Annotated in this window: 11 protein-coding genes; 2 read left to right on the top strand and 9 right to left on the bottom strand. The window is 53.8% G+C overall.

The features are described 5' to 3' along the window. Position 1: 1 nt before the first annotated feature. The 9 genes from lpxK to ansB form a co-directional block, all read right to left on the bottom strand. Positions 2-982, bottom strand: a complete 981-nt coding sequence (gene lpxK / locus AAZT04_RS04440) for a tetraacyldisaccharide 4'-kinase (protein ID WP_116690813.1) — start codon at positions 980-982, stop codon at positions 2-4. Beyond that, the gene (gene msbA, locus AAZT04_RS04435) at positions 982-2,730 is read right to left on the bottom strand and encodes a lipid A ABC transporter ATP-binding protein/permease MsbA (RefSeq protein WP_048761888.1); all 1,749 of its coding nucleotides are present in this window, start codon (positions 2,728-2,730) and stop codon (positions 982-984) included. Before msbA ends, lpxK begins: the two co-directional genes overlap by 1 nt. Before the next feature lie 35 nt (positions 2,731-2,765). After that, positions 2,766-5,066: a ComEC family protein gene (locus AAZT04_RS04430; protein ID WP_434679520.1), complete on the bottom strand. Its 2,301-nt coding sequence runs from the start codon at positions 5,064-5,066 to the stop codon at positions 2,766-2,768. A gap of 250 nt (positions 5,067-5,316) precedes the next feature. After that, the gene (gene ihfB, locus AAZT04_RS04425; protein ID WP_004942652.1) at positions 5,317-5,601 is read right to left on the bottom strand and encodes an integration host factor subunit beta; all 285 of its coding nucleotides are present in this window, start codon (positions 5,599-5,601) and stop codon (positions 5,317-5,319) included. Between the two features lie 63 nt (positions 5,602-5,664). Beyond that, entirely contained in the window at positions 5,665-7,338 is a 1,674-nt protein-coding gene (gene rpsA, locus AAZT04_RS04420) for a 30S ribosomal protein S1 (RefSeq protein WP_020826130.1), read from the bottom strand. A gap of 181 nt (positions 7,339-7,519) precedes the next feature. Then, positions 7,520-8,209 carry a (d)CMP kinase gene (gene cmk / locus AAZT04_RS04415; protein ID WP_020826129.1) on the bottom strand — a complete coding sequence of 230 codons (690 nt, stop codon included), beginning with the start codon at positions 8,207-8,209 and terminating at the stop codon, positions 7,520-7,522. Positions 8,210-8,487: 278 nt separating this feature from the next. Beyond that, the gene (aroA, locus tag AAZT04_RS04410) at positions 8,488-9,774 is read right to left on the bottom strand and encodes a 3-phosphoshikimate 1-carboxyvinyltransferase (protein WP_020826128.1); all 1,287 of its coding nucleotides are present in this window, start codon (positions 9,772-9,774) and stop codon (positions 8,488-8,490) included. 113 nt (positions 9,775-9,887) lie between these two features. Beyond that, complete coding sequence (gene serC, locus AAZT04_RS04405) at positions 9,888-10,973, bottom strand: 3-phosphoserine/phosphohydroxythreonine transaminase (RefSeq protein WP_046373996.1); 1,086 nt, start codon at positions 10,971-10,973, stop codon at positions 9,888-9,890. Between the two features lie 282 nt (positions 10,974-11,255). Beyond that, the gene (gene ansB / locus AAZT04_RS04400; protein ID WP_420283204.1) at positions 11,256-12,302 is read right to left on the bottom strand and encodes an L-asparaginase 2; all 1,047 of its coding nucleotides are present in this window, start codon (positions 12,300-12,302) and stop codon (positions 11,256-11,258) included. A gap of 148 nt (positions 12,303-12,450) precedes the next feature. On the opposite strand from ansB, the gene ycaO reads away from it, so the two are divergent. Beyond that, complete coding sequence (ycaO, locus tag AAZT04_RS04395) at positions 12,451-14,214, top strand: 30S ribosomal protein S12 methylthiotransferase accessory factor YcaO (RefSeq protein ID WP_048761873.1); 1,764 nt, start codon at positions 12,451-12,453, stop codon at positions 14,212-14,214. 452 nt (positions 14,215-14,666) lie between these two features. Further along, positions 14,667-15,527 (top strand): formate transporter FocA, encoded by an 861-nt coding sequence (gene focA / locus AAZT04_RS04390; protein ID WP_020826123.1) that lies wholly within the window; start codon positions 14,667-14,669, stop codon positions 15,525-15,527. Positions 15,528-15,564 lie beyond the last annotated feature (37 nt).

Raw genomic sequence — 15,564 nt, 5'->3', positions numbered from 1 at the left:
ATTATTGCTTCAGCAGGGCTTCGATGTTTTGCAGCAGTTGCTCAGCCTGATCGGGGGGAAGTACCGCATCAACCGGTAAATACCACCAGTTAGGCTGGGCAAAGGCCCGGCATTTGACCGCATCTTTTTCAGTCATCAGCAGCGTTTGTCCAGGAGTTACCAGCGCCGCCAGCGGGTCATGTTGGTATTCCTGATGATCGGCAAACGCCACTTCTCTTTCAACGTCCACACCCAGCTTTTCCAGCGTGGCGAAGAAGCGCGGCGGATGGCCAATGCCGGCCATCGCCACCACATGCAGCAATTCAACCGCGGGCCGGCGTTCGCCAGTGGCAACATTCACCGCTTCGCGCGCCTGCAATCGCATGGCAATTTCACCCGGTTGCGCCACGCCACCGTTGGTGATCAATGCATCAACGCTGTTCAAACGCGAAACGCGTTCGCGCATCGGGCCCGCAGGCAACCACCAACCATTACCGAAGCGGCGTACACCATCAATCACGACCAATTCAAAATCGCGCTGTAAGGCGTAATGCTGCAAACCGTCATCGGTAATCACAATATCAAGTCGGTGCTGCTTAAGCAGCGCCTGAACCGCTTCGGCACGGTTCGGCGAGATGGCAACCGGCGCGGCGGTACGTTGATATATCAGAACCGGCTCATCCCCGGCCTGCCGGGTAGTAGTACTCGCATTGAGTAACAGCGGATACGCCTCTGCTTTACCGCCATAACCGCGCGAAACGACACCCACCCGGTAACCACGCTGCTGCAACTGCTCCACCAGCCAGATCACCATCGGGGTTTTGCCATTGCCGCCAGCGGTGAGATTTCCCACCACTACTACCGGTACCGGCGCACGCCAGCTTTTACGCAGGCCGCAACGGTAGCTGAGCCGAATCAGTCCGCTGACCAGGCCATACAGCCAGGACAGCGGTAATAACAGCAAATAAACCAGCGAACTGCCTGACCAGATGCGTTCGATCATTATTGACCAAACTGCATACGGTGCAGCTGGGCATAGGCGCCCTGCTTTTCGATCAATACGGCATGCTCGCCACGCTCGACGATACGGCCATCCTCAACCACCAGGATTTCATCGGCTTTCTCAATCGTCGACAGACGGTGCGCAATCACTAATGAAGTACGGTTTTTCTGCAACTCATCCAACGCGGCCTGAATAGCACGCTCTGATTCGGTGTCCAGTGCCGAGGTGGCTTCATCGAGGATCAGAATCGGGCAATCGCGCAGCAAGGCACGGGCGATGGCGATACGCTGGCGCTGACCGCCGGAAAGCATTACGCCATTCTCGCCAATTACCGTATCCAGACCATTGTCCATTTTCTCAATGAAATCCATGGCGTAAGCCATGCGCGCGGCCTTCTCTATCTCTTCGCGGGTATAGCGTTCCTCACGCGCGTAAGCGATGTTGTTGGCGATGGTGTCATTGAATAAATGCACATTTTGCGAAACCAGGGCTACCTGATCGCGCAACGACGCAAGCGTGTATTCGCGCAGATCGTGACCATCCATCAGGATCTCGCCTTCCTGAACGTCATAGAATCGGGTCAGCAAATTGGCGATGGTCGACTTGCCCGATCCTGAACGGCCCACCAACGCCACCGTTTTACCTTCTGAAATGCTCAGATTGATATCACGCAGCGCTGGGGTTTCTTTGCCTGGATAGTAGAAAGTAACATTGCGGAATTCGATGTCGCCTTTCGCACGAGTCACTTCGCGGGTACCGGTGTCTTTTTCCTGCTCCATGTCCAGAATCGAGAACAAGGTCTGGCACGCGGCCATCCCACGCTGGAACTGCGCGTTGACGTTAGTCAGTGACTTCAGCGGACGCATCAGAGCGATCATCGAAGAGAACACCACGGTGATGGTACCCGCAGTCAGGGTTTCCATCACGCTTGGGAAGCTGGCGGCATACAGCACAAAGGCCAAAGCCAACGAAGCGATCAACTGAATGATAGGGTCAGAGATTGAGGAAGCTGAAACTAACTTCATACCCTGTTGACGCATGCGATTGCTGACCGAATTGAAGCGATCGGTTTCAACCTGCTGGCCGCCAAAAATCAGAACTTCCTTGTGGCCCTTCAGCATTTGCTCGGCGCTGGTCGTCACCTGCCCCATGGTGTTCTGCATGTTTTTACTGATATTACGGAAGCGCTTGGAAACGATGCGGATCGCAATAGAGACAATAGGAGCCAGGACGATCAGGATCACCGAAAGCTGCCAGCTGTAATAGAACATCATGGTGAACAGCGCGATGATCGACGCCCCTTCACGCACCACGGTCACCAGTGCACTGGACGAGGATGAAGCGACCTGCTCGGAATCATAAGTGATGCGAGACAGTAATGTACCGGTAGATTGCTGGTCGAAGAAGGACACCGGCATTCTCATCATGTGGCCAAACAGACGACGACGCATGTGCATCACCACCATGCCGGAAACCCATGAAATGCAATAGCTGGAAACAAAGCCCGTCGCCCCGCGCACCACCATGAGGCCAATAACGGCCAATGGCATCCACAGCAGGATACTGCTTTCCGTTTTCCCAAAACCGTCATCCAATAAAGGTTTAAGCAAAGACAGCATAAAGGCGTCGCTGGCTGCGTTCATTACCAACGCAATGGCGGCCACGATCAGCCCGGTCTTAAAAGGTGTGATCATCGGCCAGAGGCGACGGAAAGTCTGCCAGGTGGAGAGATCTTTATCATTCATCATGCAAATACCAGCATCGGAAGAAATAGCGGCCCATTTTACTCATTATCACCCTCTACGCCAAACCGCTGATGGTACCAACGGGGCATTATTTGTTCACGAAAGCCTTTAATTTGCCAATCGTTGTCGAAAAAAAGTACGGATAACTGACCGGAGCGCGATGTATCGCGCCATATGATGCCATTTTCCCGATATCTGGCGACGACTTTAACCGCAGGTAATCGCCATTTATTGTAACGCGATGCGGAAGCTATTGCCGCCTCCGGCGCTACAGCACGTAAAAATGGCGGAGTGGATGACGTTTTACTGCCATGGTGAGGAACCTGTAATATCGTCGAACGCAACAAATGGCGCTGATGCCGTACCAGCTGTGCTTCCGACCTTTTTTCCGCATCACCGGTCAGCAACAGGCTGTATTTGCCATCATCGATACGGATGACGCACGAGTCGTCATTTCCCGCGGTCTTTACTGCTTTCGGTGGCCACAGCACCTGGAATTGCAGCGATTGCCATTGCCAACTTTCCCCCGCGATGCAGGGTAAGTGGCCAGCGCCAAGCCGAGGACTTCTCACCGTCGCCAGCGGGAATGCCTGCTGCAATTCCTCAAGACCACCGATATGGTCCAAATGATCGTGGCTAATGACGATTTGATCCACCGGCAGCCCACGCCAGTTAAGAAAGGGGACGATATTGCGCGTGGCCGCACTGCCCGTCTCCCAACGGGGTCCAGTATCGTACAATATCGCCCGGCCATTCTTTTCAACCACCATGGCCAAGCCATGACCAATATCGAGCATATCTACGCGCCAGCGATATGACGGGGCTTTCTCCCGCCACAGCAGGCAGCACACTGCCAGCGTTACCAGCACCGAGACATAGCGCAGCCACCAATGAAAGCGCCAGAAAATCACCATCAACCAGCCCATAATGCTGACAACCAGCGATGCTGCGCCAAGGTCAAGCCACCCGTTCTGCAGGTAGTGTAATGGGGTGAAAACCCACGCCAGCGTGAGGTCTGCTGCCCACCACAACCCGGTACTCAACGGAGGGAAAATCCCCAGTACCACGGCGAGAAGTATCAGCGGAACCGTCACCAGGGAAACCAAGGGTACGGCCCAAAGATTGGCCGGTATTGAGGTCATACTGAGGCCAAGAAACAAGCCTGCTTGCATCGGCACCAGCAACAAAGTGATACCACACTGAATATGCAGCCAACGCAGCGGTGCCCAATACCATCCCACGCGAAAACGGGAATTGAGGGGGACCCATTCAAACCAAAATATCAGGCATAACACCGCCATCGCCGAGAGCCAAAAGCTGTCGGACAACACCGCCAGCGGATCGCAAATCAGTATCAAGCCGATACACCACAACCAAACTTGCCAAGAGGAACAATGAATGCCCCGTATGCGTAGCAGCATCCAGAGGGTCAACGCCAGGCCGGTTCTTACCGCCGGTGGGTGTGCACCAGCCAACCAGATATAACCCAATGCACCGAGCCAACTGATCACCAGAGGGAAACGGTAACCAATCCTATGGGCAGGCAACAAAACTTGTATCACCCGCAGCAAAGACCAAATCAAAATGGCCACCATCGCCACATGTAACCCTGAAATGGCCATCAGGTGAGCAATACCAGTTTTTAACATCAGCGAACGCAGTGAAGGCTCTAGTGCCCCGCGCTCACCAAAGGCCAAAGCCAGTAAAACGGCCTGATAACGAACCGTACCAATATTGTTTTCGGCATGGCGGATAATACGCTGTCGCCTGCTACAGGCGGGATCCAAAAGTGTGGCGCTCTTTACCTGTGCCGTTAATGGTTGACGCTGCGAGATAGCCCAACGTTGGCTGTCAAAGCCCCCTTCATTTAAATTGCCGTGCACAGGCCGCAGGCGCAGTTGCATCTGCCAGCGCTGTCCGGCGCACAAAGGTTGCTCTTTGGGTTGCCACAGTGTGGAAAAGGCAATGGATGGCACCAACCACCTGCCATTAATCTGTTCTATATGCATTACCGTCTGCTTGCGTGCTGTAGCCGCAAGCTCAATGCCGCTAACCTTGACCACGGCATGCACTACAGGCCCCTGGCTCAGGCGGTTGATTTGATCGACCAGGTTTCCGGCAGTGAATACCGCCCACAAAAAGCCTAAAGCCCCCCATGCCATAAATCGGCATAGGGCCCCCCTGCGCCACAGGTAACAACAGATGGGCAAAATGACGCATAGCATTATTCGTGCGTCAGGCAGGTGCGGCATGAAAAGCAGGGGCAGAGTGCCGCAGATAATCGCGATGATCGCCAAATCCAGCGAGGTCTTGATAGGGTTTCTCCCGGTTTGGGGCAGCTATTCAAGCCGCCAACATCACGGGATTGTTCACATCAAGACCAGGTTCCACCAGCCATAATCTAACGACGTGCGCGAGGCGCCGCACAATAACGATGACCGTTACCTTCAGGAGCAACATGTTGCGACCTAGCAAGCAGAAAAGTGCAGAATCAACCTGTCAATCTCAGCGTTCAGGCCAAAAAAAACGGCGCCCTGGGGGCGCCGTTTTATATTTCAGTACAAGCAACAACTCTATGGAAGTCAGTGACTAACCATAGATATTGGCGCGGTCACGCAGCTCTTTGCCTGGCTTGAAGTGAGGAACGTACTTGCCGTCCAACTCAACTTTATCACCAGTTTTCGGGTTGCGACCCACACGCGGAGCACGGTAGTGAAGAGAAAAACTGCCGAATCCGCGGATCTCAATGCGTTCACCATCGGCTAACGTAGCAGCCATATGTTCTAGCATCTCTTTCACTGCATCCTCAACGGCTTTCGCCGGTACATGAGATTGCTGGCCAGCAAGTCTTTCAATAAGTTCAGACTTGGTCATAGTTCCTCCAAGCTTTGCAGCTAAACTACCGTATCGGGGCGATTAAAAAACCGCCCCCCGTCATTACTCGCCTTTAGCCGCTTTGAAAGCTTCAGCCATAGCGTTAGAGAAGTTGCTCTCTTCCTGTTTGTTGTTAACAGTAGCGATTGCGTCTTTCTCGTCAGCTTCGTCCTTAGCACGTACGGACAGGCTTACTACGCGGTTCTTACGGTCAACGCCGGTGAATTTAGCTTCAACGTCGTCACCCACATTCAGAACCAGAGTTGCATCTTCAATGCGGTCGCGAGAGGCTTCAGATGCACGCAGGTAACCTTCTACGCCGCCTGCTAATTCAACTGTAGCACCTTTGGCGTCAACTGCAGTGACTTTACCAGTAACAATAGTACCTTTCTTGTTCATAGACAGGTAGTTATTGAACGGGTCTTCAGCCAGTTGCTTCACGCCCAGGGAGATACGCTCGCGCTCTGCGTCAACTTGCAGAACAACCGCTGCGATTTCGTCGCCTTTCTTGTATTCACGAACTGCTTCTTCGCCTGCAACGTTCCAGGAGATGTCAGACAGGTGAACCAGGCCGTCGATGCCGCCGTCCAGGCCGATGAAGATACCGAAGTCAGTGATAGACTTGATTTTACCTTCAACGCGGTCGCCCTTGTTGTGGGTTTCTGCAAACTGCTGCCATGGGTTGTTTTTGCACTGCTTCAGACCCAGGGAGATACGACGACGCTCTTCATCGATGTCCAGAACCATAACTTCCACTACATCGCCCACGTTAACAACTTTGGACGGATGGATGTTTTTGTTGGTCCAATCCATTTCAGAAACGTGTACCAGGCCTTCAACGCCTTCTTCGATTTCTACGAAGCAGCCGTAATCAGTCAGGTTGGTTACACGACCAGTCAGCTTGGTGCCTTCTGGGTAACGTTTCGCGATAGCGACCCATGGATCTTCGCCCAGTTGCTTCAGGCCCAGGGAAACACGAGTACGCTCGCGGTCGAACTTCAGCACTTTAACAGTGATTTCGTCGCCAACGTTGACGATTTCGCTCGGATGCTTAACGCGTTTCCAAGCCATATCAGTGATGTGCAGCAGGCCGTCTACGCCGCCCAGATCAACGAATGCACCGTAGTCAGTGAGGTTCTTAACGATACCTTTAACTTCCATGCCTTCCTGCAGGTTTTCCAGCAGTTGATCACGTTCTGCGCTGTTCTCTGATTCGATAACCGCACGGCGAGAAACTACAACGTTGTTGCGTTTCTGGTCCAGCTTGATGACTTTGAACTCAAGCTCTTTGCCTTCCAGGTGCAGAGTGTCACGTACTGGACGCACGTCAACCAGGGAACCTGGCAGGAACGCACGAATACCGTTCAGCTCTACAGTGAAGCCACCCTTAACTTTGCCGTTGATAACACCGACGACAGTTTCAGCTTCTTCGTAAGCTTTTTCCAGCGTGATCCAAGCTTCGTGACGCTTAGCTTTCTCACGGGACAGCAGAGTTTCACCGAAGCCATCTTCAACAGCGTCCAGCGCAACATCAACTTCGTCGCCTACCTGGATTTCCAGCTCGCCCTGTGCGTTTTTGAATTGCTCAGCCGGGATGGCAGACTCAGATTTCAGACCGGCGTCAACCAGTACTACGTCTTTGTCGATAGCAACTACAACGCCACGAACGATGGAACCCGGACGGGTTTCGATTGTTTTCAGGGATTCTTCAAAGAGTTGAGCGAAAGATTCAGTCATGTTTAATCTTCAGGGTTCTATAGTTTAACGTCCATTTAGCATCCCGCCGAATGGGGTTGTTTCACATACCCCGCCATTGGCTCCATGCCGACAGGGTTTAGGTTACAGGGGTAAAATTTTACCCGATATAGTTCGATACTGCCATGACAAATATGACAAAAAGCCAATAACGCCGCCGCGCTTACTGCTGCGGCAACGCTAAAACTTCATGTGCATATGTCAGCGCACGCTGGATGACTTCGTCGATCGACATGCTGGTTGAATCCAGCACGAGGGCGTCGGAGGCCGGCACCAGTGGCGCGATAGGCCGATTACGGTCACGGTCGTCCCGTTCCTTTATCTCGGCTAAAAGACGTTCAAAGTTAACATTAAAGCCCTTTTCCTGCAACTGTAGCATGCGGCGGTGCGCACGCTCTTCAGAACTGGCATCCAGGAAAATTTTTACCGGCGCATCGGGGAATACCACGGTGCCCATGTCGCGTCCATCGGCAATCAGGCCCGGGGCCTCGCGGAATGCACGCTGGCGCCGCAACAAGGCTTCACGCACGCGCGGAAAAGCCGCGGCCTGCGAAGCGGTATTGCCGACGGTTTCAGTGCGGATTTCATTGCTGACATCCTCACCTTCCAAAATCACCTGCAGTTTGCCACCTTCGGCAACAAAGCGAACATCGAGATGTGCGGCCAGGGGAACCAGCGCCTCCTCAGAAGTGATATCAACCTGATGATGCAGTGCCGCCAGTGCCAGTACGCGATAGATCGCACCGGAATCCAGCAAACGCCAACCAAGGGATTCGGCCAGCGCCTTACACAAAGTACCTTTGCCTGCGCCACTTGGTCCATCAACGGTTATCACCGGAGCTGTAGCCGTCATTTCTCTCTCCTTCAGGTAGAAAACCTCACAGGGACATAACCTGCCGTCAGCACAATGCGAAAGCATAATTAAAAGCGTCCCTGCCGCCTGCCCAGTCGGGGCAGTCACGGTGGCGCATTATACGCTGCCAAACGACTAACTGTTACCCTGGAACTGTCTGGTTGTTGAAAATAAGCGTACGTCCGCGCAAAAGTATAGTGGACGCCCGCAGCCTGCGGGCGTTAAAAACGATAAAGGCCCAATTAAGGGCCTTAAAAAAAAAGCATCTGACTGCGGAGTTATGCCAATTGACTGATGCGCGCCAGCTGTTCGAAGTAATCCGGGAAGGTTTTCGCGGTACATTTCGGATCGAGAATGGTCACTGGGGTGTCCGATAACGCCACCAGCGAGAAGCACATCGCCATACGGTGATCATTATAGGTGCCGATATCGGCAAATTTCAGCTTGGCCGGTGGCACCACGTGAATGTAGTCTTCCCCTTCATCCACCTCAGCCCCCACTTTACGCAGCTCCGTCGCCATCGCCGCCAGGCGATCGGTCTCTTTGACCCGCCAGTTGTAGATATTGCGGATGGTGGTCGGGCCTTCGGCAAACAGGGCTGCGGTTGCGATGGTCATTGCCGCATCAGGAATATGGTTCATGTCCATGTCGATACCGCGCAGTTCACCACGGCTGCATTCAATATAGTCATCGCCCCAGGTAATACGTGCGCCCATTTTTTCCAGCACGTCGGCAAACTTGGTGTCGCCCTGAACGCTTTTTTTACCAATGCCGGTAACGCGTACAGTACCGCCTTTAATCGCCGCTGCCGCCAGGAAATAAGACGCGGAAGAGGCATCCCCTTCCACCAGATAATCACCCGGTGAGCGATAGGTTTGGCTACCGCTAATGTGGAACACGCGATAGTTGTCGTGGCTGACTTCAACGCCGAAGGTGCGCATCAGATGCAGGGTGATATCAATGTACGGCTTGGAAACCAGCTCGCCCTTGATATGGATATGGGTGTCCTGTTTGGCCAGCGGTGCCGTCATCAGCAATGCGGTCAGAAACTGACTGGATACGCTGCCGTCCACGGTCACATCGCCGCCCTGGAAGCCACCGCGCAGGCGCAATGGCGGGTAATCGGTCTGCTCCAGATAATCAATCTGCGCGCCCCCCTGACGCAGGGCATCCACCAGATGACCGATTGGGCGCTCTTTCATCCGCGGTTCGCCGGTCAACACCACATCATTGCTGCCCAGGCACAGCGCCGCCGCCAAAGGGCGCATCGCGGTGCCGGCATTGCCCAGGAACAGCTCAAGCGGTTGGTTAGCCACCAGCGGGCCGGCAACACCTTCGACTGTACAGGTGGTACGATCGTCTGACAGTTGGTAGCTCACCCCTAATGCCTGTAGCGCATTCAGCATATGGCGCACGTCATCGCTGTCCAGCAGATTGGTCAGCGTCGTCGTCCCCTCCGCCAGCGCAGCCAGCAGCAGAGCACGGTTGGACACGCTCTTGGAGCCAGGTAAGTTGACGGTGCCATTGACCAAGGCAACCGGTTGTAACGTCAGGGAATCCACCATGTGAACAAAAATCTCCAAAATCTGATAAACGAAACGGCCCCGGGATAATGCCGGAGCCGCTTTAACGCAAAAGGACAACAGCGAAGGCTACCTGCTCACGACAGGCGCCGGACTTAACCGTGACGACGTTCGAAGTCGACCATAAAGTCGGTTAAGGTCTTCACCCCGGCCAACGGCATTGCATTGTAAATAGAAGCACGCATGCCGCCAACCACCCGGTGACCTTTTAACGCCTGCAGGCCAATGGCTTCTGCTTCGCTGAGGAAGACTTTATCCAGCGCAGAATCCGCCAGTTGGAACGGCACGTTCATCCAGGAGCGGTTGGCATGCGCCACCCGGCTACGGTAGAAGTCAGAGCTGTCGATGGTCGCGTACAGCAATTCGGCCTTGGCCTGATTGCGTTTGTGCATCTCTACCAGGCCGCCCTGCTCTTTCAGCCATTTGAACACCAGGCCGGACAGGTACCAGGCAAAGGTCGGCGGCGTGTTGAACATGGAATCGTTTTCGGCCAGCACGGTGTAATCGAGGATGGACGGGACTTCGCGACGGGCTTTGCCCAGCAGATCTTCACGTACGATCACCAGGGTCAGCCCGGCCGGCCCAATGTTTTTCTGCGCACCGGCGTAAATTACGCCGAAACGGCTGACGTCCAGCGGACCCGACAGAATGGTGGAGGAGTAATCGCCAATCACCACTTTATCGCCAAAGTCAGGTAACTCATCGATCGCTACGCCGTCGATGGTTTCATTCGGGCAATAGTGCACATAGGCCGCGTCATCGCTTAACTGCCACTCTTTCATCGGTTTGATGCCGATCAGGCCGTCGACGTTGGTTTTCACGTCAATGGTGTTTGGCGAGCAGTATTTTTGCGCTTCTGTGATGGCGCTGTGCGCCCAATAACCGCCGTCGATATAGTCCGCGGTGGTTTTGTCACCCAGCAGGTTCAACGGCAACGCAGCAAACTGTGCGCGAGCGCCACCGTGGCAGAACAGCACTTTATAATTGGAGGGGATCTTCAGCAGATCGCGCAGATCCTGCTCGGACTGCTGGGCAACTTCGATAAACTCTTTACTGCGATGGCTAATTTCCATCACCGAGGTACCGAGGCCGTGCCAGTTGCACAGCTCCTGTTCTGCACGACGCAACACTTCAACCGGCAGCATTGCCGGGCCAGAGCTAAAATTATAAACCTGAGTCATTTCCCCTCACCACATTCACTATTCGCCAATGATACTGGCCTACCGAAATACGCCCGAAGTAACCCATCGGTTTTATCACTCACGCCCCCCGCCTGCAATGGTTATTCGCCCGATGCCGGGAAAGCCTTGAACGTGACGATAACAGGCTCTGCCAAATCACCGGTATTTTCTGCAATAAAACGCTGTGAAGGTGGCCAATTCAGTGGGTTAACGCGGTTTTTTATGCTGTATTCAGCCAACATAGCTAGGGGGCTCCAGGGCCCCCGAATGAGGAAAATGCACTCAGTATTGATTGAACATCTGCTGGATCTGTTTGGCGTCCTTGGTCTGCGTCAACGCCAGTTGAAGCAGGATCCGCGCCTTCTGTGGGTTCAGCGTGCCGGCAGCGACAAAGCCGAACTTCGCGTCATCCACTTCAGCGTCTTCGGTGGTGGAGCCGGTGGGCACTCTGGAAGAACGCACCACGGCGACACCGTTATGTGCGGCCGTCGCCAGCGTATCGAACACCGTTTTATACAGGTTGCCGTTACCGACCCCGGCACTGACGATGCCTTGATACCCTTCGGCGATCAAAGCCTTCGCAGGGGCATCGGAAGCATTGGCGTAATTGTAGATAATGCCCACCTTCGGCAACGCTGTCAGGTTAGACACGTCAAACGGGGTCTCGGTGGTGTGCTTGCGCTGCGGCGCACGCTGGTAATCAACCTTGCCGTTATGGATGTAACCAAGCGGGCCGAAGTTAGGCGATTGGAAAGTCTGCACCGACGTAGTATTGGTTTTTGTCACATCGCGTGCATCCAACACGCTGTCGTTCATCGCCACCAACACCCCGTGTTTCGCCGATTGCGGATCTGCCGCCGTCACCACTGCGTTATACAGATTGAACGGACCATCAGCGCTCATCGCCGTTGCCGGGCGCATTGCCCCGACGATCACCACCGGTTTGTCACATTTGACCGTGAGATCCAGAAAATAGGCGGTCTCTTCCAGCGTATCTGTGCCGTGGGTAACGACAAAGCCATCCGTTTTGGCGCAGTCGGCGTTGATTTTCTTCGCCAGCTTCAGCCACACCTCATCGTTCATGTCCTGCGACCCGATGTTCACCACCTGCTCGCCCTGCACGTTGGCGAGGTTTTTTAGCTCAGGCACGGCACTCACTAAAGCGTCAACGCCCAGTTTCCCCGCCGTATAGTTGGATTTCGTCGCCGATTCGCCACCGCCAGCAATGGTGCCGCCGGTCGCCAACAAGGTAATGGTAGGCAAAGCCAACGCCGAACCGCTTGCACCCGCCAACAGTAGCGCCACGGCGCTGAGTTTCACTGATTTCATTGAGTTTCTCCATGATAGATAACCCGCTGAATTATGGCCCTTATCCCTAAAAAAACTGTGACTTTGCCACCGCTTTAGGAATACATGGAGCTTGAGCGTAAAACCCCGTATCATTGCGCGTTTTTAGTACGCTCAAAAAGTGAAGACAATGACGCAAACTTTTATCCCTGGCAAAGACGCCGCGCTGGAAGACTCTATCGCCCGTTTCCAACAGAAATTAAGCGACCTGGGTTTTAATATCGAAGAGGCCTCCTGGCTGAATCCGGTACCTCATGTATGGTCGGTTCATATCCGCGATCGCGATTGCCCGCTGTGCTTCACCAACGGCAAAGGCGCCAGCAAAAAAGCTGCTCTGGCCTCCGCTTTGGGCGAATACTTCGAACGCCTTTCCACCAACTACTTCTTTGCCGACTTCTATCTGGGGAAACAGATTGCCGAAGGTGACTTCGTGCATTACCCGAACGAGAAGTGGTTCCCGATCCCAGCCGATGACTCGTTGCCGGCCGGTATTCTCGATGAGCGTCTGCATGCTTTCTACAATCCGGATCAGGAAGTCAACGCAAGCGATCTGATCGATCTGCAGTCCGGTAATGGCGATCGCGGCATTTGCGCCCTGCCGTTCTCTCGCCAGTCTGACCAGCAGACCGTTTACATTCCGATGAACATCATCGGTAACCTGTACGTGTCCAACGGCATGTCCGCTGGTAATACCGCCAACGAAGCGCGCGTACAAGGCCTGTCCGAAGTGTTTGAGCGTTATGTGAAAAATCGCATCATCGCCGAATCCATCAGCCTGCCAGAGATCCCGGCCGAGGTACTGAACCGCTATCCTGGCGTGGTAGAAGCCATCGCCAAGCTTGAAGAAGAAGGCTTCCCGATCCTGTCTTACGACGCGTCGCTGGGCGGTAATTATCCGGTGATCTGCGTGGTGCTGTTTAACCCGGCTAACGGCACCTGTTTTGCCTCGTTCGGTGCCCATCCTGATTTCGGCGTGGCGCTTGAGCGTACCGTCACTGAGCTGCTGCAGGGCCGTAGCCTGAAAGATCTGGACGTGTTCACCGCACCGACCTTCGACGACGAAGAAGTGGCGGAGCACACTAACCTGGAAACCCACTTTATCGACTCCAGCGGTTTGATCTCCTGGGATATGTTTAAACAGGACGCAGATTACCCGTTTGTCGACTGGAGCTTCAGCGGCAGCACGCAGGAAGAATTCGCGACGCTGATGAGCATCTTCGACAAAGAAGGCGCTGAAGTGTATATCGCCGACTATGAACATTTGGATGTCTACGCCTGCCGCATCATCGTACCGGGCATGTCCGACATCTACCCGGCGGAAGACCTGCTGCTGGCCAACAACAGCATGGGGGCGCACCTGCGCGATACGCTGCTGGCACTGCCGGGCAGCGAGTGGGAGCCGCAAGAGTATCTGGCGCTGTTAGAACGCCTGGACGACGAAGGCCTGGACGACTTCACCCGCGTGCGCGAGCTGCTGGGAATTGCTTCCGGCAAAGACAACGCCTGGTCTACCCTGCGTATCGGCGAGTTGAAGTCAATGCTGGCCCTGGCCGGCGGCGATCTGGATCAGGCGCTGATCTGGGCCGAATGGACGCAGGACTTCAACTCTTCCGTGTTGAGCCCGGCGCGCAGCAACTACTACCGTTGTTTGCAAACCCTGTTGCTGCTGACGCAGGAGCCTGAACGCGATCCGGCGCAATACTATTCCGCCTTCGTGAAGATGTACGGCCAGGGAACGGTGGATGCCGCCTCTGCGGCCATCAGCGGTGAAGAACGCTTTAACGGCCTGTTCGCTGTCGATAGCGATCTGAAAGCCTTACCGGCACATCAGGCTCTGCTAGCGGCCTATGAAAAACTGCAGACCGCCAAGCGTCGCCATTGGGCACAGGCATAATCTCAGTATCTGTGCGCCGGCTGCCTTCTGCCGGCGCAACACCAAGATAGAAAAATAACAAAGAATTATTTGACGGTTAAATAGCCGTTTTTTTGTTTTATTTTTTTTGCCTAATTACGCACTTAACGGTAAACAAGATAAATAAAACAGCAGTTGTTACGGGCCGGTAAAATAATAATTAACCGATAATTAAACCTTGCCGCTCTGAAAGTGACAAAATGCGCTAAAATTTAACCTATTCAAGGTTGGCTCGGTCGTAAATTCAAAATTATTTGCAAACATTAAAAAATTGTTTTTCTTTAAAAATCAATAAATTAACCAAATAAACCTTGCGATTTATCTGGTTTTTGGCCGTTTTAGTTTCCCGCCTTATGATCCAAATCAATTTTTACCCTATACTGCTTTGCTAGTATCTCATTGCGTTGTTTTAACCCTTAAAAGCGAGAGTTAGTGTGAAAGCTGACAACCCCTTCGATCTGATATTACCTGCAGCAACGGCGAAAATCGCTGAAGATGCAGGTGTGTATAAAGCCACCAAGCACCCGCTGAAAACGTTTTATTTGGCGATCACTGCCGGCGTCTTTATTTCAATCGCATTCGTATTTTATATCACTGCGACTACCGGCACTGCCGGTGTGCCTTTCGGCCTGGCAAAACTGGTCGGCGGCATCTGCTTCTCTCTGGGGTTAATGCTGGTCGTGGTTTCAGGCGCCGACCTGTTCACTTCCACCGTGCTGATTGTCATCGCCAAAGCCAGCGGCCGCATCAGCTGGTACCAGTTGGCTGCCAACTGGCTAAATGTCTATATCGGCAACCTGATCGGCGCCCTGTTCTTCGTCGCGCTCATCTGGTTCTCCGGCGAACACATGGTGGCCAACGGCCAATGGGGACTGAACGTCCTGCAAACCGCTGACCACAAGCTGCATCACACCTTTGTTGAGGCCGTCTGCCTCGGCATCCTGGCTAACCTGATGGTTTGCCTGGCCGTGTGGATGAGTTACTCAGGCCGCAGCCTGATGGACAAAATGTTCGCCATGATCCTGCCGGTCGGCATGTTCGTCGCCAGCGGTTTCGAACACAGCATCGCCAACATGTTTATGATCCCTATGGGTATCGTGGTTAAAAACTTCGCCACGCCGGAATTCTGGCAAGCCATAGGGGCAGCACCCGAGCAGTTTGCTCATCTGACCGTAAGCAACTTTATCATCGACAATCTGATCCCAGTCACCATTGGCAACATCATTGGCGGCGGTTTACTGGTTGGGTTGACTTACTGGGTAATTTATCTGCGCGGTGGTGAACAACAGCACTAAGCTGTTAGTTATCGCGCGCCGAGTTAGAACTCCACAA

This window comes from Serratia sp. Je.1.23.a (assembly GCF_051129805.1).
Classification (GTDB): Bacteria; Pseudomonadota; Gammaproteobacteria; order Enterobacterales; family Enterobacteriaceae; genus Serratia; species Serratia liquefaciens.
This window is presented reverse-complemented; position numbering and strand designations above follow the sequence as displayed.

Coding starts and splice junctions, on each gene's coding strand:
- lpxK (WP_116690813.1), bottom strand. CDS start 982: ATGATCGAACGCATCTGGTCAGGCAGTTCGCTGGTTTATTTGCTGTTA.
- msbA (WP_048761888.1), bottom strand. CDS start 2,730: ATGATGAATGATAAAGATCTCTCCACCTGGCAGACTTTCCGTCGCCTC.
- ihfB (WP_004942652.1), bottom strand. CDS start 5,601: ATGACCAAGTCTGAACTTATTGAAAGACTTGCTGGCCAGCAATCTCAT.
- rpsA (WP_020826130.1), bottom strand. CDS start 7,338: ATGACTGAATCTTTCGCTCAACTCTTTGAAGAATCCCTGAAAACAATC.
- cmk (WP_020826129.1), bottom strand. CDS start 8,209: ATGACGGCTACAGCTCCGGTGATAACCGTTGATGGACCAAGTGGCGCA.
- aroA (WP_020826128.1), bottom strand. CDS start 9,774: ATGGTGGATTCCCTGACGTTACAACCGGTTGCCTTGGTCAATGGCACC.
- serC (WP_046373996.1), bottom strand. CDS start 10,973: ATGACTCAGGTTTATAATTTTAGCTCTGGCCCGGCAATGCTGCCGGTT.
- ansB (WP_420283204.1), bottom strand. CDS start 12,302: ATGAAATCAGTGAAACTCAGCGCCGTGGCGCTACTGTTGGCGGGTGCA.
- ycaO (WP_048761873.1), top strand. CDS start 12,451: ATGACGCAAACTTTTATCCCTGGCAAAGACGCCGCGCTGGAAGACTCT.